Source organism: Campylobacter sp. BCW_4341 (genome assembly GCF_001764255.1).
Classification (GTDB): domain Bacteria; phylum Campylobacterota; class Campylobacteria; order Campylobacterales; family Campylobacteraceae; genus Campylobacter_D; species Campylobacter_D jejuni.
Genome location: NZ_MKAH01000017.1, coordinates 122,453 through 142,788, shown reverse-complemented (window position 1 = coordinate 142,788; position 20,336 = coordinate 122,453). Strand labels below are relative to the sequence as shown.

The window sequence follows — 20,336 nt, the reverse complement described above, 5'->3', positions numbered from 1 at the left end:
TCTAGCCTTTTAAAATTGCAAAGTTAGACTTTTCTTGCACTTCATATTCAGATATAACAATCCATTCTTTAGCTATATCTTTATCACTTTTAATTTTGATCTTGTTAAAAAACTGATCATAACCCTCAAAAAAACCATCTTTTTGATTTTCTATCAAAACTTCAAGTGAAACTTGATTTTTTTTCCTAAATTCATAATTATTTTTTTCTACTATGGATTTTAAAGTGTTTAGCCTTTCTTTAGCTAAAGTTCCATTTATCACATCCTTCATGGTAGCAGAATGCGTGTTGTTTCTAGGACTAAAAATAAAAGCATGAATATGAGTGAGTGGAAATTCTTTAAATTTTTTCAAAGCTTCTTGCCATAGCTCTTCACTCTCACCTGGATGAGCTACTATAAAATCCGTCCCTAAAGCATATCCTTTGCTTGCTATAGTATTAAAAAGCTTTAAATCATTATCCGTATGCGATCTTCTTCGCATTATACGAAGCATTTTTTCACTTGTATGCTGCAATGCAATATGTAAATGCCTTTCAAGCCAAGTTTCATCTAAAATTTCTAAAAAACTCTCATCAATTTGTGCGGGTTCTAAACTACCTAACCTTATGCGTTTTATACCTGAAATTTGTCCCATTTTCCGCAAAAGCTTGCCTAAACTTGTGCCATTTTTAAGCCCATATGAACCTATATTAGTCCCTGTTAAAACAATTTCACTATAACCATTAGCTCCCAAAATTTCAACCTGTTTTAAAAGAGCTTTTTCATCCACACTTCTTGATTTTCCCCTCACGCTAGGGATAATACAATAAGAACAAGCAAAATCACAACCTTCTTGAATTTTCACAAAAGCTTTGGTATGATTTTCATATTCACAAACTATATCTTTATCAATAAAATTTAAATTTCCAAGTTCATAAAAACTTGTCTTTGCTCCTAAAAATTCATTGATTTTATCTTTATTTGACGCTCCAAGCACTCCAAAAACTTGCTTTTTATCTAAAAGCTCCTTACCTTTGCTTACAGCACCACAACCTGTAAGTATAACTTTAATGCCTTTTTTTTGCATGGTATTTACATAAGACTTTATCCCGCTATCAGCTCCATTTGTAACCGTGCAAGAATTTACAACGATAATTTGTGCCTTATTCTCATCATTTATAATCTCATAATCTTTCACATAACTTTTTAAAAGCTCTGTATCATAAATATTTGTGCGACACCCAAAGGTTTTAAAAAAAACTTTTTCTTTCAATCTTTATTCCTTGCATGAAAATGCATATTTTCATGATGTTGTTCAAAATGATTTTGATTTAAATTTCCCAAATATAAATTTTGCGATGGATAAGCAATTTTTATATCTTTATGCTTATTAAATTCTTTTATAATCTCTTTGCTAATCGTACTTCTTAATACCAAAGCCGCATAAGCATTGGTCATATACCATGCAGAAATTCGCATTCCCCAATGTTCAAAAAACATAAAAAACCTTGGCTCCACTTTAGGATTTTTAATACTATATTCATGTTGTAAACGAGCTATATTTTTTCTAGCAAGCTCAGTATAACCTTTGGCATGGCGTGTAACAATATTTTCCACAATTTCTTGCGCCTTATCAAGATTACTATCAAAAGTAACACTTATATCAATGCCATCAAGCACGGTTTTCATACCATGATGAGTATAATTAGCAAGCAAATTTGTAAAAACATAGTTGTTAGGAATAAATATAATACGTCCGCTGCGACGATGTTTACTATAAGTTTCAAGCGTAAGCTCTTCATAAAGAGTAATGCGTAAAAAAGAAATATCTATAATATCTCCTATATAGGTAGTATCATTTTGAAAAACCTTTACACGATCTCCTACTCTAAAACTTCCACCAAAAATAATCACACACCATCCAAGCATAGACATAAACATATCTTTCATAGCAATAGCTAAGCCTGCAGAAGCAAAACCAAGTATAGTTACAAGATAAGTAATATTTTCTATATAAGCAAAGAGCAAAATAAGAAAAATAATATTTATATTAATAAAATTAATAATCTTCGTAGCGGTATAATATCTTTCACTATCTTTAATATATTTTTTAGCAATAAATTTCAACATAAAAGCTATAGCTATAACAATAACAATAGCAACAAGTATATTTACAGCCCTTAAGCTTTGAATTTTAATCTCAGCACTTACTCGAGAAAGCTCTTCATCAATTTTTTTCTCATAAACAGAATAAGAAACACTAGCAAAATTTAAAGCTTGCTCAAATTCTTCTAATTTTTTATCCGAAGCTTTTAAAGCTTCTATATTCTCAACACTTGGTTTAAGCTCAACCAATTCTTTAAGTTCTGAGTTTTTTTCTCTAATTTTATCTACTAAATTTTTAAAATCATTAAATTTAAATATATATTCTTCCTTTTCTCCTTTTAATTTCTTAATATGAGAAAAAGCTCCTATAATAGCCAAAGGATTAGTAAGCTTAGATAAAGTTTCTATATTATCAGGGGCGCTAAGACTTTGTGCAAAATTTAAATCTTTGTATTCTTTAAGCAAGCTCAATTGCTCTTCTAAATTTGCTATCTTGCGTTTAAGTTCTTCTTGTTGGTGAATATCGGAAGTCTTTTTTAAATTAAGATTTAAAATGATTAATTCATCATTTATATCTTGATATTTTATAAAATTTTCATAACGTATATTCCAAATACTAGCACTGATTACAGTATTTAAAGTATTAATTTTCTCATTTATATTATTAATAATAGTCCGATTTACATCACCAAAAGCAAAAACAACAAAAAAGGTTAAAATAATAATTTTTTTCATTGGAATTCTCTTAAAGTTGCAATTATATCTTCTTTAGAAATATCACCTTTTATCAAACCCTTACCCAAAGGACTAGCAAGGACAAAATTGATTTTTTTATTAGAGCTTTTTTTATCCATGAAAAAAGCTTCATAAAATTCATCTACATTGTTGATTTTATATGATATTGGTAAACTGAATTTAAGTAAAATATCTTTTATTTTTTGACTTTGCATTTTATCCAAAAGCCTTAAATTTAAAGCCAATTGATTTGCCATAACCATACCTATAGCCACCGCTTCTCCGTGTAAATAAAGCTTATAATCTGTAAAATTTTCTATAACATGAGCAAAAGTATGACCATAATTTAAAAGCATTCTAAGCCCTGATTCTTTTTCATCTTGTTCAACAACCCTTGATTTAAGTTCTATGCTTCTTGCTATAATTTGAGTAAAAATTTCATTCTCACAAGTAGCATTTAAGAAACTTTTTTCATCAATTTTTTCTATAAAATCAAGTATACTATCATCAAACATTGTTGCCATTTTAATAAATTCAGCCATGCCTGCAGCAAGTTCTCTAGAACTCAAAGTCTTTAAAAAAGAACTCTCACAATATACAGCTTTAGGTTGATAAAAAGTGCCAATAAGATTTTTACCAAAATTATTATTAACACCTGTTTTTCCACCTACTGCTGCATCAACGCAAGCTAAAAGTGTAGTAGGAATATTTATAAAATCAATACCTCTTTGATAAATACTAGCAGCAAATCCGCCCATATCACTAATCACGCCACCACCAAAACTTATAAGCACGCTTTTTCTATCCAATTTAGAATTAAACATTTGGTTTAAAATTTCTTCTATGGTGCTTAAATTTTTATATTCTTCACCATCTTTTACAGTAGCAATAAAAATTTCTTTTGCCTTAATTTTAGAAAGTAATGTTTTCAAATGAAGACCTGAAATCTTAGGATTTGAAAGTATAAAAACCTTACTATCAAATTCTAATTCTTCAAGTTCATCAATATAAACCTTATAAGCATTTTCTTTTAACTTAACTTCTACTTGCATTGAACTACTCTTTTTGTATTTATTCTATCACATTTAATTAATTATTTATTCTACTGGTATGAAAAGTTGATAATTTTGTCTCATTTTATAATAATGCCTATTTAAATTTGTACTTAAATTTCTGCCAAAATCTCTATTTAGTAATTCTTTTTGAAAACTCACAAATTGTAACAAATCTTCGCGATATTGTAAATTTAAAAGAGGGTTTTCATCATTTTTATTAATAATTTGTATATTTTTATCATAAAGCTTAGATAAACTTCTAAAATACTCCTCCATATCTGTAGTATTTTGAGAATTTGGATTATAATAATATAAAATAACTCCAAAATCAAGCTGTTTACTTAAATCAGTAATGACATTTGCATTGTTTTCAAGTTCACTCTCATCGGCACTTAAAATAATCGCTTCTTTAAGCTCATCAAAAGAAGCTTCACCCACCTTCATAATAGGAATTTTTAAATCAAAAAAAGCTTGTTTTTCTTTCTCAAAATTTTTTATATCAGTTACAACTAATCCTATATCATTATTTTGCAACCATGTGGAAATTTGTTTAAAATCCGTGTTGAAATAATCAAAAAACACACCTTCTTTATCCTCAGAAAGTTTTTTTAATTTTTCATACATTACCCCTAATTTAGGATTGATAACATGTATAAAAAATCTTTTTGCATTGCTTTTTTGAGTTAATTTTAAAGTAGTATCAAGCACTCTTTCTTGCATATTTTGATTCATATTTTTCATATCAATTAAAGCAAAAACATTACTTCCAAAAGGTATAGGAAATTGTCCTGCTTTGCCTCTTATATTATGAAAAATACTTTGTAAAACAACAGGATCTCCAACGATCAAAATGCTATCATTTGGCTCTAAAACAAAAGATGGTTTTACAAAATAAATCTTAGAATTTCTATAAACAAGGACTATACGCCACCTTTTTTGTTGTATTGAACTTATGTGCCTATAAGCAAAAATAGACCCTGCTGGAATTTTTACTTCCATAATCTCTCCAACCCCAAGTCCTATATATTGAGCTGTTAAAGCAATATCTGGTAAAAAATCCATAAATCTACGGCTTAAAGTCATTCTAGCATCAGCTAAATTTACATGAGTATCATTAACACTTAACCCCCAAAAATCCATTATTTCTATTTCTAAATTTGGATTTAAAGAACGCAAAGCCTCATAACTTTTTTTAGTTTCAAATTCATCTTGCATATAAATAAAAGCCTGTTTAAAATCTTTGCTCATAATATTTTCAAGACGCGCTGTGCTTGTAGGATCAAAATAATGCAAGTCAATATACTCACTAGAAATATTTAAGTTATTTTTTTCACTATTTTGACACACTACTGTAAAAAAGTAACCTAAGCCTTTTTCAAAACAAAGCCTTTCTAAGAAATGCTTTGCTAAAATACCGTCTATTATAATTAAAATATTATTCATTTTAAACTCCAAAAAGGAAATTATAACAAATGGAATTTAAATTAAAGCATAAAGATGGAATGGCAAGGGTTTGTGAAATCACTACCGCACACAGCACTTTTTTAACCCCTGTTTTTATGCCTGTTGGCACAGTAGGAGCGGTTAAAAGTCTTGATGCTAATGATATAAAAAACGAGCTTGATGCAAAAATTATTTTAGCAAATACCTACCACATGTACTTGCGTCCAACTTCCAAAGTGGTAAAAGATTTTGGAGGTTTGCATGGTTTTACGAAATTTGATAGAAGTTTTTTAACCGATAGTGGTGGTTTTCAAGCTTTTTCTTTAAGTAAAAATTCCAAACATTTTAATGAAGGCATAGAATTTAAAAGTCACATCGATGGGAGTCGTCATCTTTTTACTCCAAAAAGTGTTTTAAATACTCAATATGATTTTAACTCTGATATTATGATGATTTTAGATGATTTAGTAGCTCTACCCGCAACCAAAGAAAGGGTTAAAATTTCTGTTGATCGTACTATATTTTGGGCAAAAGAGGCTATTGCTTATCATAAAAGTATGCAAAATAAAGGTATAGGTATAGGGCAAAATATTTTTGGTATTATCCAAGGTGGTACAAATTATGAAGAAAGAAAGCGTTGTGCTTTAAGTTTAAACGAAATGCCATTTGATGGTTTAGCTATAGGTGGGCTTAGCGTGGGCGAAGAAAACGCCTTGATGTATGAAACAGTACAAAACTTAAACCCTTATCTAGATGAAAATCGTCCAAGATATTTAATGGGTGTAGGAACGCCTGAAGATTTAGTAGAAAATGTTGAGCGAGGAGTAGATATGTTTGACTGCGTGATGCCAACTAGAAATGCAAGAAATGGAACATTTTTCACAAGTTTTGGAAAATTTAATATTAAAAAAGCAGAATTTATCAACGATCATGAAGCTATAGATCCTATTTGCTCATGTTATACTTGTCGTAATTTTTCAAGGGGTTATTTGAACCATCTTTTTAAAGCTAAAGAACTTACTTTTTTTCGCTTGGCAAGTTTGCACAATCTACATTATTATCTTGAACTTGCAAGAAAGATGCGTGAAGCAATTTTGAATAATTCTTTTACGCAATTTAAAAGAAATTTTTATCACTTAAGAGGCAAATAAAATGCTAGAACTACATGAAAATCTAAAAAAAATCCTGCAAGCAAAGAATTTAGAAACTTTCTATAGTGAAATTTATGGACAAAAAATTTTTGTTTACGTGGGATTAAATTTGGAAACTTGGCTTTTTAATGATGAAAAAATTTATAAACTTCAAGATGAAAAATTTAAGCTTTCTAGCATAGAAGAATTTTCAAATTTTATTAAATCCATTTTAGAAGATTTTAAAGTACAAAATACTCATTTTCAAAACCTTTTAGAACACAAAGAAGGTATTATCTTAAAAGGTGGTTTTGTTAAAAATTTTTACAAAAAATCCTTTGTGTTAAGACAAAAAATCAACAAAAATCTAAAGCAAATTAATCTTCTAAGCGAAGCTTTCAATCTTTTGCTTAGTGAACAAGCACAATACAAAAAACATTTAAAAATTTTAAATTTATCCATCAGCATCTTAAGTAAAAACACCAAAGAACATCTAACAAGAGTTGATACTCTTTATACATTAACAAGTGCAATTAAAAATGAAAAAATGAATAAAAGTATTTATCTTTTAAGTATACTTTCTTCTATTTTCTTACCTTTAAATTTGATCGTAGGATTTTTTGGAATGAATACTAATAATCTTTTTTTTAAAGATAGCCCTTATGGTACACTTTATATTTTTTCTTTGATTTGCTGTATTTTGATTGTGGGTTTTATATTTTATCATTCAAAAAAGACTAAAGAATTTGATTTAGATGAAGGTAAAAAAGCCAAAAAACAAACAAAATAAGCAAAATTTTGCTTATTTTAAGAATATTTATATATAATTTTAACTTATTTTTGCGCTCATAGCTCAGCTGGATAGAGCATTTGATTGCGGTTCAAAAGGCCAGAGGTTCGAATCCTCTTGAGCGCACCATATTATTTATCTTCTTTAATTTTTCTTTTAGCTAATCCCATATGCTCGTAAGCATCAATTTCTTTTTTGTAAGATCCAGAAATTTTCTTAAGTTCTTTATTTAAGTAACTGACTGTTTGTGCACTTGCATTAATATTTGCAGCCAAAGCAGAAACAAATTCTAGTTTCTTTTTTGTTGCTTCATCTAATTCTTTAGAAGTTTTTGAACCAAGTTTATGTGTCTGCACATAAAGTTTGGCAAGTTCTTTTAATTCAACATCTGTTAGCTTAACATCGGAAGCAGCAATTATCATTTTATCTAAGTCTGTATCAAATTTTTTAGTCTTTTCAGCTACATGCTGCTTTTGGCTAGTTTTTTGCTTTTTAACTGTTTTTTTGCCATCACTTGTAATAAGATAAGCAATTATGCCTAAAAACAATAAAAGCACTAAAGCAGCACAAAAAATAACCAAAAAAATATGGACCATTTAAAGTTTGCCCACAAAATTTCGCTTCCTTCTCGCAAAAAGAGCTAAAACCACCATCAACGCAAATCCCCAATAAACATAATTAGGAATTTGAGCTGCTTCGCCTGCGGCATAAGAATGAAGTCCTGTTAAAAAGTAATTTACTCCAAAATAAGTCATAATAATAACCCAATAAGCAAACATACTCCATAAAGCAAACACAAATTGATTACAATATTTTGGAATCATTCTAAGATGCAAAATTGCTGCATAAACCAAAATACTAACTAAAGCCCAAGTTTCCTTAGAATCCCAACTCCAATATCTCCCCCAACTTTCATTTGCCCAAATTGCACCTAAAAAATTTCCTACAGTAAGCAAACAAAGTCCAAAAATCATTGCCATTTCATTAATTCTTGTAGCCTCTGTAATATTTCTCAAAATATTAAGATTATATTTTCCATCTTTCTTAAGAAAACACATTAAGAATAATGTAAAGATACCAAGTAAGGCACAAAGTCCTAAAAATCCATAACTAGCAGTAATAACAGATACATGAATACTAAGCCAATAAGAATTAAGCACAGGAACAAGATTTGTAATTTGCGGATTCATTTCACTTAAATGTGCAACCATTAATACAACACCGGATAAAATAGAAGTTAATGACAAGGCTATAGGACTTTTTCTAGAGAAAAATATACCCGACAAAGACAATGCCCAAGCTATATACACCATGCTTTCATAGCCATTACTCCATGGAGCATGACCTGATAAATAAGCACGGAGTCCAAGACCTACTGTATGAATTACAAAAGCTAAAACATTTAAAACATATACCACTTTAAATATAAAAGAGATTTTTAAATTCGGTACGACCATTTTAGAAAAAACAAGAATCAAAAGTAAAAAACCCGCAATCAAATATACAGGAGCGAGTTTAACGAAAATTTCAGCCTTATTAGAAAAAATTTCCATTTCAACCTTGGTTTTACTAGGCATGACTTTATATCCTATTTTTTCTTGATATTCTTTGATAAATTTCAAACCTTCATCAGCTCTAGTCCAATTACCATCTTTAAAAGCATTTTCCACGGCACTAAAATAATTCTGTATTAAAACCAAAACAATATACCCTTCATCCCCCTTAAGAGTAGTTACAGCAGAAAAAGGTGCAAGCCAAACATTATTTGGATTATTTTGAACAGGAATAAATTTAAATAATTCACCGCTAAAAACTAAATTTACAACATTGGCTCTTTCATCTAGTTTTATAATTTCCTTATCAAAAACTCCTCTTGCATTTGGGTTTTTACGATTTGCATTTTCAACATATTTTTGAAGTTTATATCGGTTATTCTCATCAAAGAAATCTTTATAAGAAATATATTTAGCGCTAGGAATTTCTAAAATATTTGCAATAGCATCACGAACTGCTTGATTTTGTGGCATTAAAATAAAAGGTTCTATTTGCCATTTATCTACATCAACAAGCATGGAAAGCATAACAGCGTTAGAATTTTGACCCTTATAGCTATCACTTTGATGAATTTTTTCTAAAATTTCTCTTGATAGCGTATCAAAAGGCACCATTCTTCCATCTGCTGATTTTTGAACTATTAAAGTAGCAAGAGCTTTAGCATGATTAGTATTTACCACAGGTAAGGTTGAATTTAAATCTTGAGCAAAAGTCTTTTCAGAACCAAAAGATAGCAATAAAATAAAAATAATCACACTTGCATGTTTTAAAGTGTCTTTATTAATTAATCTTGCCAAAGTTCTAAATCTAGAATGTGGATTTAAAAAATTCATAAACATTCCAAGACAAAGTAAAAAATAACCTATATAAGTTGGTATTTTACCTGGATCTTTATTTACAGATAAAACAGTCCCTTTTTCATCTTGATCATAAGAACTTTGATAAAATCTATAGCCATCATAATCTAAAACATTATTCATAAAAATTCTATAATCAAAATTTTCATTATTATTTTTTACGGTAATTTCACTTGCATAAGAAGCTGGAGACATAGAGCCTGGATAACGATCTAATACAAAATCTCTCAAATAAATATCAAAAGGCAATTGTTCATAAGAAAGCGCCCAAGAAATAAAGAATTTTTGACCCGCAAGTTCTATCATAATAGGTTTATTATATTCAAAAATATAAAATTCTTTACTTTCATTTTTATAGCTTAATTCTAATTTTAAAGCATTAGAGCCAGTTAATTCTAAGTTTTTATTCTCATTGCTTAAGGCAAAATCTTTAAAATGCAACAATAAAGAATTTTTCCAATTTTGAGGCTCGCCAAAAGTAGAAATCAACATAGTTCTACCCACTTCCAACCAAGCAGATTTAAACCATAACCAAAAACTTTCATCTTGAGGTCTATTGGAGCCTTCTAAAGCTTCTTGCGCATGCAAAGAAGCAGCTTTAACTACAAAACTAATATCATTAATTTCATAAAGCCTTCTTTCCTTAGCATTTGCCTTTTCTCCAATTTTAAGGTCTAAATTTTGTCCATCTAACATACTTAGAAAATGTAAGTTTTCACTTGAACTTAAAGTTAAATTTTCGTCAATTTTTACAAAAGGTGCTTTAACATTATCATTCATAAAAGCAAAGTTAACCCCTTCTATATTCTTAACTTCACCTTTTTCAAATTTAACATCAACACCTTGAGATCCTTTTTGAGAAAGCATTAAAACCAATAAAGGATCAGAATTATTATTTTCTTTATAAGTATAATGAGCATTTAAGATTAAATCTTTATATTTTAATACAGCTTGATCATCACCTAAATTAAGTTTTAGTTTAAAAGAATTAGCAAAAGGCAAATTTCCTATATAACGATCATTAACCGCACTATAGCGTTCTCCATCTTTTATAGCAGAAATGCGCAAAGAAGTCTTAGAACTTTCTATAAGTGAATTTTGAGTATGCTCTCTAATAGGTAAAATACCTTCAAAACCAGCATATCTTGTCATTGCCGAACCCACTAAAATAAATAAAAAAGAAATATGAAAAATCATTAAAGGCAATTTTTTAAGCCCAAACATTTTATAACGAAACATCCCGCATAGTAAATTAATACCAAGTAAAAGTTGTATATATTCAAACCAAAAAGTATCATAAACCATTGCCCAAGCCGTAGGAGTTCCATAAGCACTTTCAATAAAAGTTGCCAAAGCACAAAAAAGCGCAAAAAGCAAAAACAATACAACCGAAACTTTTAAATCCCCTATGCTTTTTATTATATTTTTCATTCTTTTTCCTTTAAATTTTAAAGCCCTAAATATTTCTTTCTAATCTCATCATCACCTATTAAATTTTTAGCCTCGTTTTCCATTACAATGCGACCATTTTCCAAAACATAAGCGTAATCACTTATTTTTAATGCAGAATAAGCATTTTGCTCTACCAAAAGAATAGTTATACCCTCTTCTTTTAAACGCACAATAATATCAAAAACTTCACCCACAATCTTTGGAGCAAGTCCCAAAGAAGGCTCATCCAACATCAAAAGTTTTGGTTCACTCATTAAAGCCCTTGAAATCGCAAGCATTTGCGCTTCCCCTCCACTCAATGTTCCAGCTAAAGCATGCTTTTTGCTTGCAAGTCTTGGAAAAAGTTTATACATTTGCTCTCTTAAATGCTCATAATTTTCAGCATTATTAAAAGCACCTATTTTTAAATTTTCCTCTACGCTTAAATTGATAAAAACACGTCTTCCTTCAGGAACTAAAGCTATACCTTTTTGAACTAAAGTATGAGTTAAATGCCTTTTAGTATCATAACCTAAGAAATTAACCCCACCAGTTCTTTTAACTGAGTTTAAAAGCGCATTTAAAGTTGAAGTTTTACCTGCTCCATTTGAACCTATAAGAGAAACAATATGACCTGTTTCCACTTTAAAATCAATCCCTTTAACAGCTTCAATTAATCCATAATAAACATGCAAATCTTTAACTATTAGCATCAAAATCCCCTAAATACGCAGCAATTACTTCTTTATGATTTACAGCATCGCAAAGTTTACCTTCAAAAATTGTTTTTCCATAATCAAGCACCAATACGCGATCACACAATTTATTTACAAATTTCATGTCATGCTCTATAAGCAAAACGCTAATTTTATAATCTTTTCGTAATTTAAAAATGAGCTCAGCAAGTTCATCGCTCTCGGAGCTATTCATCCCAGCGGCTGGCTCATCAAGCAATAACAATCTTGGCTGAGTAGCCATTGCTCTTGCAATCTCAACTTTTCTTTGTTGCCCATAACTTAAGCTAGTAGCCTTTTCATGAGCAAATTCTGCAATACCAAGTTCTTCTAATATTGCATAAGCCTTCTCTTTAAATACTTGTTCTATTTTTCCAAAACGCCCTAAATGCAAAAAGGCTTCAAAAATATTATATTTCATTTGTTTATTAAAACCAATAAGAACATTTTCAAGCACATTCATACTTGAAAAAAGTCTAATATTTTGAAATGTTCTAGCTATTCCTAAATGCACAATCTTATGAGGTTTTAAGTGATCAATTCTTTCTCCTAGAAATTCAACCGAACCTGAAGTAGGTTTATAGTTACCCGTGATAATATTAAAAAGAGTTGTTTTACCAGCCCCATTAGGTCCAATTAAAGCAAAAATTTCACCCTCATTGATTTTAAAAGAAGTTTTATTAATAGCCTTAACACTACCAAAACTTTTTGAAATTTGTTTTAATTCCAAAATCATTTTTCACTCCTTTTAAAACGCTTTTTAATCCCTCTAATCACATCACTCAACTCGTAATAACCCATTATGCCTTTTCTTGCAAAAAGCATTACTAAAATCAGAACAATAGAAAAAACAACCATTCTAAGTCCTGGTGTTGATTGGATATCAAGATTTAAAGAATCTATTTTTATATTTAACTCATCTAAAAATCTAAGCCACTCGCTTCCACCAATAACCAATATCGCACCTATGATAGCACCTGTAGTAGAACCAAGTCCACCCAAAACAATAATAATCAAAAGTTGGAAAGTAAGTAAAAAATCAAATTGAGTTGGAGATACGGTAGTCAACAGACAAGCTAAAAGTCCACCACCTACGCCTTCTAAAAATGCTGAAGTGCCAAAAGCTAAAGTTTTTATCCAAAAAGTATTTATTCCCATAGCACTTGCAGCATCTTCATCATCTCTTATAGCCTTCATTGCACGACCATATTTAGAATAAACTATATTTAAAATTAAAATAACCGCTACAATAGCAATACCACCTGTCCAATAGATCGTGGAAAATTGTGGAATATCTACCAGTCCTCTTGAGCCATTAGTAATAGAAGGAAAATTAATAGCAGCTATTTTAATAATTATTCCAAAGCCTAAAGTTACAATAGCTAAATAATCCCCTCTCACGCGAAATACAGCAAAAGCTAAAATCAGGGCAAGCAAAGATGAACAAATTCCAGCTACAATTAAAGCTAGAATAAAGGAATTTGAATGGATAGCTAAAATAAAAGAACTAGGACCATCTAAAAAAAACTGATCATTTTTTGCATCAGCACTTAAAAGAACTAAAGCAGCTGCATAAGCTCCAATTGCAACAAATCCATTGGGTTCTAGTGAAAATTGTCCAGTTACACCATTAATAAGGTTATAACTCACAGCCAAAATAATAAAAATAGCAATTTGATTAACAATATTTAATCCATAGTCCCCAAAAATATAAGGAGAAATGAAAATAAAAATAATTGAAGCAATTAAAAAGATTAAATGTGAAACCTTAATTTTAACCATCATTAAAACCTACTCTTTTCAAAATTTATACCTAAAATTCCCGTAGGCCTAAATAACAATATAAACACCAAAAAAATAAAAGCAAATGCATCTTTAAAGCCTGATAAATCTGGGAAAAAAGCCACAACAACAACTTCAGTAAATCCTATAATAAGTCCACCCAAAACTGCACCTACTACAGAACCTATACCTCCTAAAACGGCAGCAGCAAAAGCTTTCAAACCTATTAAAGTTCCCATAGTAGGTTCAACAGAGTAATAATTTGCAGCCCAAAAAACACCTCCAACTGCTGCCAAAGCTGAACCTAGGGCAAAAACTATAGCAATAATACGATTTGCATCTATACCCATTAAATTTACTGTTTGTATATCAAATGCTAAAGCACGAATAGCTATACCATATTTGCTTTTATACAAAATCCATAACACTGCTATTAAAATAACAAATGTAAGAGCAGGAACCATTAAAGAACCATAAGTTGTTATCACTCCACCAAAATTAACACTTTCCTCAAAATAACTTGGCGGTGTAAAAGTTCTAGGTGTTGAAGTAAAAAGCATATTAAAAAGATTTTGCAAGAAAAAACTAATACCAATTGCTGTAATCAACAATGAAATTCTAGGAGCCTGTCTTAAAGGTTTATAAGCAATTCTATCTGTAGCCATTCCAACACAGGCAGCAAAAATCATTGCTAAAGATAAAGCTCCTAGAAAAGGAACATTTAGGTTAGTCATGCAAAAAAGAGCTGCATAAGCACCAACCATCATAATATCGCCGTGAGCAAAATTAATAAGTCTTAACACACCATAAACCATAGTATAGCCAACAGCAATAAGAGCATACATACTACCCAAACTAAGCCCATTAACAAGTTGTTGTAAAAATAAAGTAGAATCCATAATCTTTCTATTTTTCCTTTAAGGATTGATAATATCTTTATAATTTTGCTTTTGATTTTTAATTTCTTTAACCACTACAGAACGAGTTGCATTTCCTGTTTGATCAATGCTAATAACACCAGAAACACCTTGATAATTTTTAGTTTGGTGAATTTTTTCATTGACGCACTTACTAGTAAGATTATCAACGCAAGCATTCATAGCATTTAGCATTACAAAATACGCATCAGCACCCATAGCCGAAAAATTTGGAACTTCTTTTGTTCCTTTAGCCTTTTCATAAACACTGATAAATTCTTTGCTTAATTTTGTAGTTGGATTATTAGCATCAAAACTATCTGTGAAAATATAACCCTCGCTTGCATCTCCAGCTAAACTAATAAAAGTTTGATCAGCAACTCCATCTGCAGAGCCCATAGGAATATTTAAACCTGCGAGTTTTGATTGTCTTGCAAATAAAGAAGCTTCACTATAATAAAGCGGTAAAAAAATAAATTCTGGATTTAAACTTTTAACTTGAGCTACAATAGCTCTAAAATCTTTATCACCTGAATTAACTCTTAAAATTCTAAGAATTTGACCGCCATTAGACTTGTACTGTTTTTCAAAAGCTTTTGCTAAACCTAAGGAATAGTCAGTGCTTTGATCTACTACAATAACAGCACTTTTGTAATTAAGTTTTGAAAAAACATATTTTGCTAAAGATGAACCTTGAAAACTGTCCATAAAACATACTCGAGAAGAATATATTTTTTTATCAAGCAATCTATCACCAGTTGCAGCAGGAGCGATCAATGGAATTTTATTATCTTCTGCTACGCGCATAACTTGCAATGTATTAGCAGTAACCATTTCCCCTATAAGACCTATAACTTTATCTTGAGAAATTAAACGATTTGCTCCACTCGAAGATTCTAATTTATCACCCTTAGTATCAATAATAGCAAGAGAAACCTTATTTCCATTACTTAAAGTTGATTGCATTGAATTTGCAAGTTTAATCCCTTCTAGTGCACTTTGTCCATATGCTGCAGTAGCTCCGCTAAGCGGTAAAACAACTCCTATTTTGACTTCCGCAGCACTTAAACTTAAACTTAGAATACTTGCTAAAATTAAACTTTTTTTCATTCTCTACCTTTATTTTAATAATTATGGATTTATAATTGTTTTATAATTTTGTTTTTGATTTTGAATTTCTTTAATCACAACAGAACGAATAGCATTACCGCTTTCATCTATGCTAATCACACCACCAACAGCTTGAAAATCTTTAGTTTGATGAATTTTGCTATTAATACATTCACTGCTAAGATTATCAACGCAAGCATTCATAGCATTCAACATTACAAAATACGCATCAGCACCCATAGCCGAAAATGCTGGAAGTTCTTTTGTTCCTTTAACTTTCTCATAAGCTGCAACAAAATCTTTTCCTAATTGTGTAGATGGATTGTTATAATCAAAACTATCAGTGAAAATTACTCCATTAACAGCACTTCCGCCAAGATCTATAAAAGTTTGATTATTAACACCATCTCCTGCTGCTAAAAGTTTATCAAAACCAATTTGTCTTGCTTGTCTCGCAATTAAAGCAGCTTCAGGATGATAAATAGGCATATAAACAAAATCAGGATTTAAACTCTTAAGTTGCGAAACCACAGCTCTAAAATCTTTATCTCCTGAATTAATAACAAGTTTTTTTATAATTTTCCCACCATTATTCTTAAAAGAATTTTCAAAAGCTCTTGCCAAACCTAAAGAATAAACATTGCTTTGATCTATGATGATAACAGCATTTTTAAGCCCTAAATCCTTAGATACATAAGTAGCAAATTTATCTCCTTGAAAACTGTCTTTAAAACAAACTCTACTTGCATATTTCTTTTTATCTAGCAATTTATCTCCAGATGCCACTGGAGCTATTAGAGGAATTTTTTTCTCTTCTGCTATAGAAATAGCTTGAATGGTATTTGGAGTTGTAGCTTCACCAATAATCCCAAGGACTTTATCTGTTGCTATTAAACGATTAACTCCGTTTGAAGTTTCAAGTTTATCTCCTTTTGTATCTATTGTGATAAGTTTAATAACATCTCCATTTGAAAGTTTTGGTTGTAGCTTATTAGCCAGTTCAATTCCGTTAAAAACATCTTGCCCATAAGCTGCCACAGTTCCAGTTAAAGGTAAAACTACTCCTATATTAATATCCTTAGCATATAAGCAATTTACCATAGTTAAAACACTTAAAGTTAAAATTAGTTTTTTCATAGCATTCCTTTTAATTATAGTTTTTACATTTTATTTTAGAAATATATTATGTTTTGTTTTTTGCGCAGGTTCTTCTTCAAGAAGGTCTTTTACTTGCAAATCAAGCGCAAAATTTCCACCTTTAATATAAGCAATAATATTATCTATATCCTCGTGGCTTAAATTTCTAGCATAAAAAGCCATTTGAGAAGCTGTTGTAGAGCTACTACTATCAAGAGTATAACCTATCAAAGCTCCTTTAATATCCTCAGGAGACATATCTTTTAAAATTCTAGATCCTATAACACTCTTTTCAGCATTATCTCCATGGCAAGTATTGCATTTATTTTGAAAATACAAAGCCTTCGCTTTTTCCATATCATATTGCTTATTTGCATCAAAGGTATAAGTAAAAAATGATTTCAAGTTAATACCAAAAAGCGCAACAACAAATATTGAACTAATAAACAACCATCGTATAATCATGATTTTCCTTATTTTATTGTAATTTCCGTTTGTGTTTTATTTTGATATCTATGTGTTTTTTTATTGTATTTTTTTTCTTTTTTAATATCATAGCGATAACGAACAGTCCCTGAAACTTCTATATCTTTAAAGACTTCATCTAACGGAGCTGCAAAAACAAAATGATTTAAAATCATACCAATTAAAAATATTTTTTTCATTTTTATTCTTTAAACACAAAAAACGATTATATCAAAAAAAGATAATCCTTGTTAATGACCACCTTTATGTAAAAAATAAAGTCCTACACAAAGAGCTAAAATCGATCCAGCAAGAAAAGCCATATCCACAGGAGTAGCAAATTTCATCTGCAAAACCCTTTGAAAGAAATTTACCACTAAGACCATAATGATAACTTTTGCAAGCTTGTCTTTTAATTGATCTAAGCTATGCACCTCTAAAACCTTGCTTTGTTTTGTTTGTTTAAATTCTTCTATTTCGCTGATAAAAAGCTCATAAACTCCAAAAGAAAAAATAAACAAAACTAAAGCCATAAGATAAAGATCAACAGCTCCTATAATTAAAGCCACCACATCCTCATGCAAATCCACATTAGAACCTGCATCAAAAAAATAATTATAAGTATAAAATATAACTTTTAAAACATCATAACTTGCAATAAAAAACAATACAAAAGCTCCAATTAAACCAAAAATTACGGGTAAAATTGTAACAATACGACTTCTAACAAGTAAAGATTCAAATATTTTCTCTAACATTTTTTTCCTTATTTATTTTTTAATTCTAACCATTTTTGCGCAATACGCACAGCATTTGTTGCAGCACCTACACGAATTTGATCTGCCACACACCAAAGATGGAGTATTTTTTTATCATACACATCAGCGCGAATTCTTCCTACATAAGTTTCATTAGTATCACTTGTCATTAAAGGCATAGGGTATTTTTTATTTTTAGGATCATCTATGACAACAACACTTGGTGCTTTTTCTAAAATTTCTTTAGCTTTTTTTACATCTATTTCTTTTTCAAAATGCATAGTAATGGCTTCGCTATGACTTCTTAAAACAGGTACTCTTACACAAGTTGCTGAAACTTCTAAATTTTTATGTAAAATTTTTTGAGTTTCATTGACCATTTTAAGTTCTTCTTTGGTGTAATCATTATCCATAAAAACATCAATTTGTGGAATAAGATTAAGTGCTAAAGTATAAGGAAAAGTTTGAGATTTAAACTCATCAAGTTTAAAAGCAAAAAAACTTTGCATGGCTTCGACCAATTCTTGCATTCCTTCTTTTCCTGCTCCACTTGCAGCCTGATAGGTACTTACATCAACACGCTTTAAATTAAATGCATCATTTAAAGGTTTTAAAACTTGCACCATTTGTATGGTAGAACAATTTGGATTAGCAATAATCCCTGTTTTTTTCCAATCTTTAATATCCTCAGGATTGCATTCAGGAACCACCAAAGGAACATCTTTTTCCATTCTAAAATGACTTGTATTATCAATAACAACAGCACCAGATTCTGCTGCAAATTTAGCATATTTTTCACTCACACTTCCACCTGCGCTAAAAAAAGCAATATCAATAGGATTTTCTTTAAATACATTTTCAGTAAGTTCTTTGACTTTATAAGCTTTGCCTTTAAATTCTACTTCACTACCTACACTTTTTGCACTTGCTAAAGGTAAAATACTTTCCACTGGGAAATCAAGTTCATCTAAAACATTTAAAAGCTCTTCCCCAACCGCACCAGTAGCACCCACAATGGCTATTTTTTGTTTTTTTGACATTACTTATCCTTTATTTGATATTTTTTAATTTTTTCATTTAAAATTTTTATATCCATACCTAAAATTTGAGAAGCTTGATCCTTGTCATAATCTACACTTAAAAGAACTTCACAAATCAATTCTTTTTCTAAATTCTTTACATCTTTTTTTATACTTCTAGCTTCTAAGAACAAATCTTCACTTGAAATTTCATCATTTTCACTTAAAATACAAGCTCTTTGTACAACAGATATTAATTCTCTAATATTACCAGGAAAATCATATTCAAGTAAAGCATTTTTAGCTTCTTGGCTGAGCTGTTTTTCCTTAAAATCATATTCTTTACAAGTATCTTCTAAAACCTTTTGAGCTATACCCAAAACTTCTTCTTTACGCTCTCTTAAAGGCGGAATATTAATAGGAACAGTGTTTAAACGATAATATAAATCTGAACGAAATTCGCCATTTTTTATTTTTTCATCTAAATTTGCATTAGTTGCACTGATAATTCTTACATCTATTTTGATGTTTTTCGTACTTCCAAGTCGTGTGATTTCTTTTTCTTGCAAAGCTCTTAAAAGTTTGGCTTGAATTTCATAAGGCATTTCGCCAATTTCATCTAAAAACAAAGTACCCTCATTAGCCATTTCAAAAAGCCCTATTTTAGTTGCATTGGCATCAGTAAAAGCACCTTTTTCAAAACCAAAAAGCTCACTTTCAATCAAATTTGCAGGAATGGCTGCCATATTAATAGCAACAAAAGGCTTATTAGAGCGTTTAGAATGAGTGTGAATATAACGAGAAAATACCTCTTTTCCTACTCCACTCTCTCCAAAAAACATTACAGAGGCATCAGTTTTAGCCGCTTTTTGACTTAAATTTAATGTTTTTTCTAAATTAGGAGAAGTTGAAAAAAAATCTTTATTTTCTTCTTTTTTTTCATTTTTTTTGCTTTTTTTATCGGCTGTTTTTTCTCTTATGATTTTAGCACGCTTAATAGCCTCGACTAAAGTATCAACATCAAAAGGCTTGGTTAGAAAATCTTTTACTCCCAAACGAACCGCTTCTATAGCACGGTTTAAAGTAGCATTTCCTGTCATAATAATAAAATCATATTTATTTTCACAGGCTTTAACAAATTCTATGCCATCAATTCCTGGCATATTAATATCTGTAATAATCAAATCTGTATTCTCATCTATTTTTTTTAAAGCCTCAGTGGCAGATTTATAAGATTTAATATTAAATTCTTCATACTCTGCTAATGCAATTTCTAAGGATTTACGCATATTAATATCATCTTCTACTATGACTAAATTCATCCTAAACCTTTT

19 protein-coding genes and 1 tRNA gene are annotated in these 20,336 nt (G+C 30.0%); 3 read left to right on the top strand and 17 right to left on the bottom strand.

All coding sequences use genetic code 11. The annotated features are described in order from the left end of the window. Position 1: 1 nt before the first annotated feature. Genes mtaB through AJN70_RS02440 form a run of 4 tightly spaced genes read right to left on the bottom strand, consistent with a single transcriptional unit; the run spans position 2 to position 5,318 of the window. The gene (gene mtaB, locus AJN70_RS02455; protein ID WP_002861742.1) at positions 2-1,252 is read right to left on the bottom strand and encodes a tRNA (N(6)-L-threonylcarbamoyladenosine(37)-C(2))-methylthiotransferase MtaB; all 1,251 of its coding nucleotides are present in this window, start codon (positions 1,250-1,252) and stop codon (positions 2-4) included. Continuing rightward, the gene (locus AJN70_RS02450) at positions 1,249-2,820 is read right to left on the bottom strand and encodes a mechanosensitive ion channel family protein (RefSeq protein WP_044793978.1); all 1,572 of its coding nucleotides are present in this window, start codon (positions 2,818-2,820) and stop codon (positions 1,249-1,251) included. Before AJN70_RS02450 ends, mtaB begins: the two co-directional genes overlap by 4 nt. Beyond that, entirely contained in the window at positions 2,817-3,872 is a 1,056-nt protein-coding gene (aroB, locus tag AJN70_RS02445) for a 3-dehydroquinate synthase (RefSeq protein ID WP_053872347.1), read from the bottom strand. Before aroB ends, AJN70_RS02450 begins: the two co-directional genes overlap by 4 nt. 45 nt (positions 3,873-3,917) lie before the next feature. Beyond that, positions 3,918-5,318, bottom strand: a complete 1,401-nt coding sequence (locus tag AJN70_RS02440) for a COG3400 family protein (RefSeq protein WP_044779205.1) — start codon at positions 5,316-5,318, stop codon at positions 3,918-3,920. 29 nt (positions 5,319-5,347) lie between these two features. Between AJN70_RS02440 and tgt the strand changes: the two genes are divergently transcribed. The 3 genes from tgt to AJN70_RS02425 all read left to right on the top strand — a co-directional run bounded on the left by tgt (position 5,348) and on the right by AJN70_RS02425 (position 7,367). Further along, positions 5,348-6,469 carry a tRNA guanosine(34) transglycosylase Tgt gene (gene tgt, locus AJN70_RS02435; RefSeq protein ID WP_053872348.1) on the top strand — a complete coding sequence of 374 codons (1,122 nt, stop codon included), beginning with the start codon at positions 5,348-5,350 and terminating at the stop codon, positions 6,467-6,469. A 1-nt stretch (position 6,470) separates the two neighbouring features. Further along, positions 6,471-7,238 carry a magnesium transporter CorA family protein gene (locus tag AJN70_RS02430; RefSeq protein WP_053872349.1) on the top strand — a complete coding sequence of 256 codons (768 nt, stop codon included), beginning with the start codon at positions 6,471-6,473 and terminating at the stop codon, positions 7,236-7,238. Between the two features lie 52 nt (positions 7,239-7,290). Continuing rightward, positions 7,291-7,367 (top strand) — tRNA-Arg (locus AJN70_RS02425). Between the two features lie 2 nt (positions 7,368-7,369). Here AJN70_RS02425 and AJN70_RS02420 read toward each other — a convergent pair. The 13 genes from AJN70_RS02420 to flgR are packed head-to-tail and all read right to left on the bottom strand — an operon-like array spanning position 7,370 to position 20,324. Further along, positions 7,370-7,819: a hypothetical protein gene (locus AJN70_RS02420; protein ID WP_083262308.1), complete on the bottom strand. Its 450-nt coding sequence runs from the start codon at positions 7,817-7,819 to the stop codon at positions 7,370-7,372. Positions 7,820-7,834: 15 nt separating this feature from the next. Then, positions 7,835-11,080: a cytochrome c biogenesis protein gene (gene ccsA / locus AJN70_RS02415; protein ID WP_070295458.1), complete on the bottom strand. Its 3,246-nt coding sequence runs from the start codon at positions 11,078-11,080 to the stop codon at positions 7,835-7,837. Positions 11,081-11,097: 17 nt separating this feature from the next. Beyond that, a complete protein-coding gene (locus tag AJN70_RS02410; RefSeq protein WP_002881782.1) occupies positions 11,098-11,793 on the bottom strand; it encodes an ABC transporter ATP-binding protein in 696 nt (231 codons plus the stop codon). Further along, positions 11,780-12,550: an ABC transporter ATP-binding protein gene (locus tag AJN70_RS02405; protein ID WP_044779200.1), complete on the bottom strand. Its 771-nt coding sequence runs from the start codon at positions 12,548-12,550 to the stop codon at positions 11,780-11,782. Before AJN70_RS02405 ends, AJN70_RS02410 begins: the two co-directional genes overlap by 14 nt. Beyond that, positions 12,547-13,599 (bottom strand): branched-chain amino acid ABC transporter permease, encoded by a 1,053-nt coding sequence (locus AJN70_RS02400; RefSeq protein ID WP_044779199.1) that lies wholly within the window; start codon positions 13,597-13,599, stop codon positions 12,547-12,549. The genes AJN70_RS02405 and AJN70_RS02400 overlap by 4 nt, the downstream gene beginning before the upstream one ends. Next, entirely contained in the window at positions 13,599-14,495 is an 897-nt protein-coding gene (locus AJN70_RS02395; RefSeq protein WP_002881774.1) for a branched-chain amino acid ABC transporter permease, read from the bottom strand. The genes AJN70_RS02400 and AJN70_RS02395 overlap by 1 nt, the downstream gene beginning before the upstream one ends. 18 nt (positions 14,496-14,513) lie before the next feature. Beyond that, positions 14,514-15,623, bottom strand: a complete 1,110-nt coding sequence (locus AJN70_RS02390; RefSeq protein WP_070210231.1) for an ABC transporter substrate-binding protein — start codon at positions 15,621-15,623, stop codon at positions 14,514-14,516. A gap of 21 nt (positions 15,624-15,644) precedes the next feature. After that, positions 15,645-16,760 carry an ABC transporter substrate-binding protein gene (locus AJN70_RS02385; RefSeq protein ID WP_070210232.1) on the bottom strand — a complete coding sequence of 372 codons (1,116 nt, stop codon included), beginning with the start codon at positions 16,758-16,760 and terminating at the stop codon, positions 15,645-15,647. A 30-nt stretch (positions 16,761-16,790) separates the two neighbouring features. Beyond that, the gene (locus tag AJN70_RS02380) at positions 16,791-17,225 is read right to left on the bottom strand and encodes a c-type cytochrome (RefSeq protein ID WP_002853959.1); all 435 of its coding nucleotides are present in this window, start codon (positions 17,223-17,225) and stop codon (positions 16,791-16,793) included. 8 nt (positions 17,226-17,233) lie between these two features. Further along, on the bottom strand, positions 17,234-17,425 hold the full coding sequence (locus AJN70_RS02375) for a mini-MOMP protein (protein WP_002853004.1): 192 nt from the start codon (positions 17,423-17,425) through the stop codon (positions 17,234-17,236). Between the two features lie 51 nt (positions 17,426-17,476). Continuing rightward, entirely contained in the window at positions 17,477-17,983 is a 507-nt protein-coding gene (locus AJN70_RS02370; RefSeq protein WP_002852919.1) for a YqhA family protein, read from the bottom strand. Between the two features lie 8 nt (positions 17,984-17,991). Then, positions 17,992-19,023, bottom strand: a complete 1,032-nt coding sequence (locus AJN70_RS02365; RefSeq protein ID WP_002880732.1) for an aspartate-semialdehyde dehydrogenase — start codon at positions 19,021-19,023, stop codon at positions 17,992-17,994. After that, positions 19,023-20,324, bottom strand: coding sequence for a fla regulon two-component system response regulator (gene flgR, locus AJN70_RS02360; protein ID WP_002880734.1), 1,302 nt, complete (start codon positions 20,322-20,324; stop codon positions 19,023-19,025). Before flgR ends, AJN70_RS02365 begins: the two co-directional genes overlap by 1 nt. Between the last annotated feature and the right edge of the window lie 12 nt (positions 20,325-20,336).

Excerpts from the sequence above, each read along its gene's own strand:
- AJN70_RS02450 (WP_044793978.1), bottom strand. The coding sequence starts at position 2,820 with ATGAAAAAAATTATTATTTTAACCTTTTTTGTTGTTTTTGCTTTTGGT.
- aroB (WP_053872347.1), bottom strand. The coding sequence starts at position 3,872 with ATGCAAGTAGAAGTTAAGTTAAAAGAAAATGCTTATAAGGTTTATATT.
- AJN70_RS02440 (WP_044779205.1), bottom strand. The coding sequence starts at position 5,318 with ATGAATAATATTTTAATTATAATAGACGGTATTTTAGCAAAGCATTTC.
- tgt (WP_053872348.1), top strand. The coding sequence starts at position 5,348 with ATGGAATTTAAATTAAAGCATAAAGATGGAATGGCAAGGGTTTGTGAA.
- AJN70_RS02430 (WP_053872349.1), top strand. The coding sequence starts at position 6,471 with ATGCTAGAACTACATGAAAATCTAAAAAAAATCCTGCAAGCAAAGAAT.
- ccsA (WP_070295458.1), bottom strand. The coding sequence starts at position 11,080 with ATGAAAAATATAATAAAAAGCATAGGGGATTTAAAAGTTTCGGTTGTA.
- AJN70_RS02410 (WP_002881782.1), bottom strand. The coding sequence starts at position 11,793 with ATGCTAATAGTTAAAGATTTGCATGTTTATTATGGATTAATTGAAGCT.
- AJN70_RS02405 (WP_044779200.1), bottom strand. The coding sequence starts at position 12,550 with ATGATTTTGGAATTAAAACAAATTTCAAAAAGTTTTGGTAGTGTTAAG.
- AJN70_RS02400 (WP_044779199.1), bottom strand. The coding sequence starts at position 13,599 with ATGATGGTTAAAATTAAGGTTTCACATTTAATCTTTTTAATTGCTTCA.
- AJN70_RS02395 (WP_002881774.1), bottom strand. The coding sequence starts at position 14,495 with ATGGATTCTACTTTATTTTTACAACAACTTGTTAATGGGCTTAGTTTG.
- AJN70_RS02390 (WP_070210231.1), bottom strand. The coding sequence starts at position 15,623 with ATGAAAAAAAGTTTAATTTTAGCAAGTATTCTAAGTTTAAGTTTAAGT.
- AJN70_RS02385 (WP_070210232.1), bottom strand. The coding sequence starts at position 16,760 with ATGAAAAAACTAATTTTAACTTTAAGTGTTTTAACTATGGTAAATTGC.
- AJN70_RS02380 (WP_002853959.1), bottom strand. The coding sequence starts at position 17,225 with ATGATTATACGATGGTTGTTTATTAGTTCAATATTTGTTGTTGCGCTT.
- AJN70_RS02375 (WP_002853004.1), bottom strand. The coding sequence starts at position 17,425 with ATGAAAAAAATATTTTTAATTGGTATGATTTTAAATCATTTTGTTTTT.
- AJN70_RS02370 (WP_002852919.1), bottom strand. The coding sequence starts at position 17,983 with ATGTTAGAGAAAATATTTGAATCTTTACTTGTTAGAAGTCGTATTGTT.
- AJN70_RS02365 (WP_002880732.1), bottom strand. The coding sequence starts at position 19,023 with ATGTCAAAAAAACAAAAAATAGCCATTGTGGGTGCTACTGGTGCGGTT.
- flgR (WP_002880734.1), bottom strand. The coding sequence starts at position 20,324 with ATGAATTTAGTCATAGTAGAAGATGATATTAATATGCGTAAATCCTTA.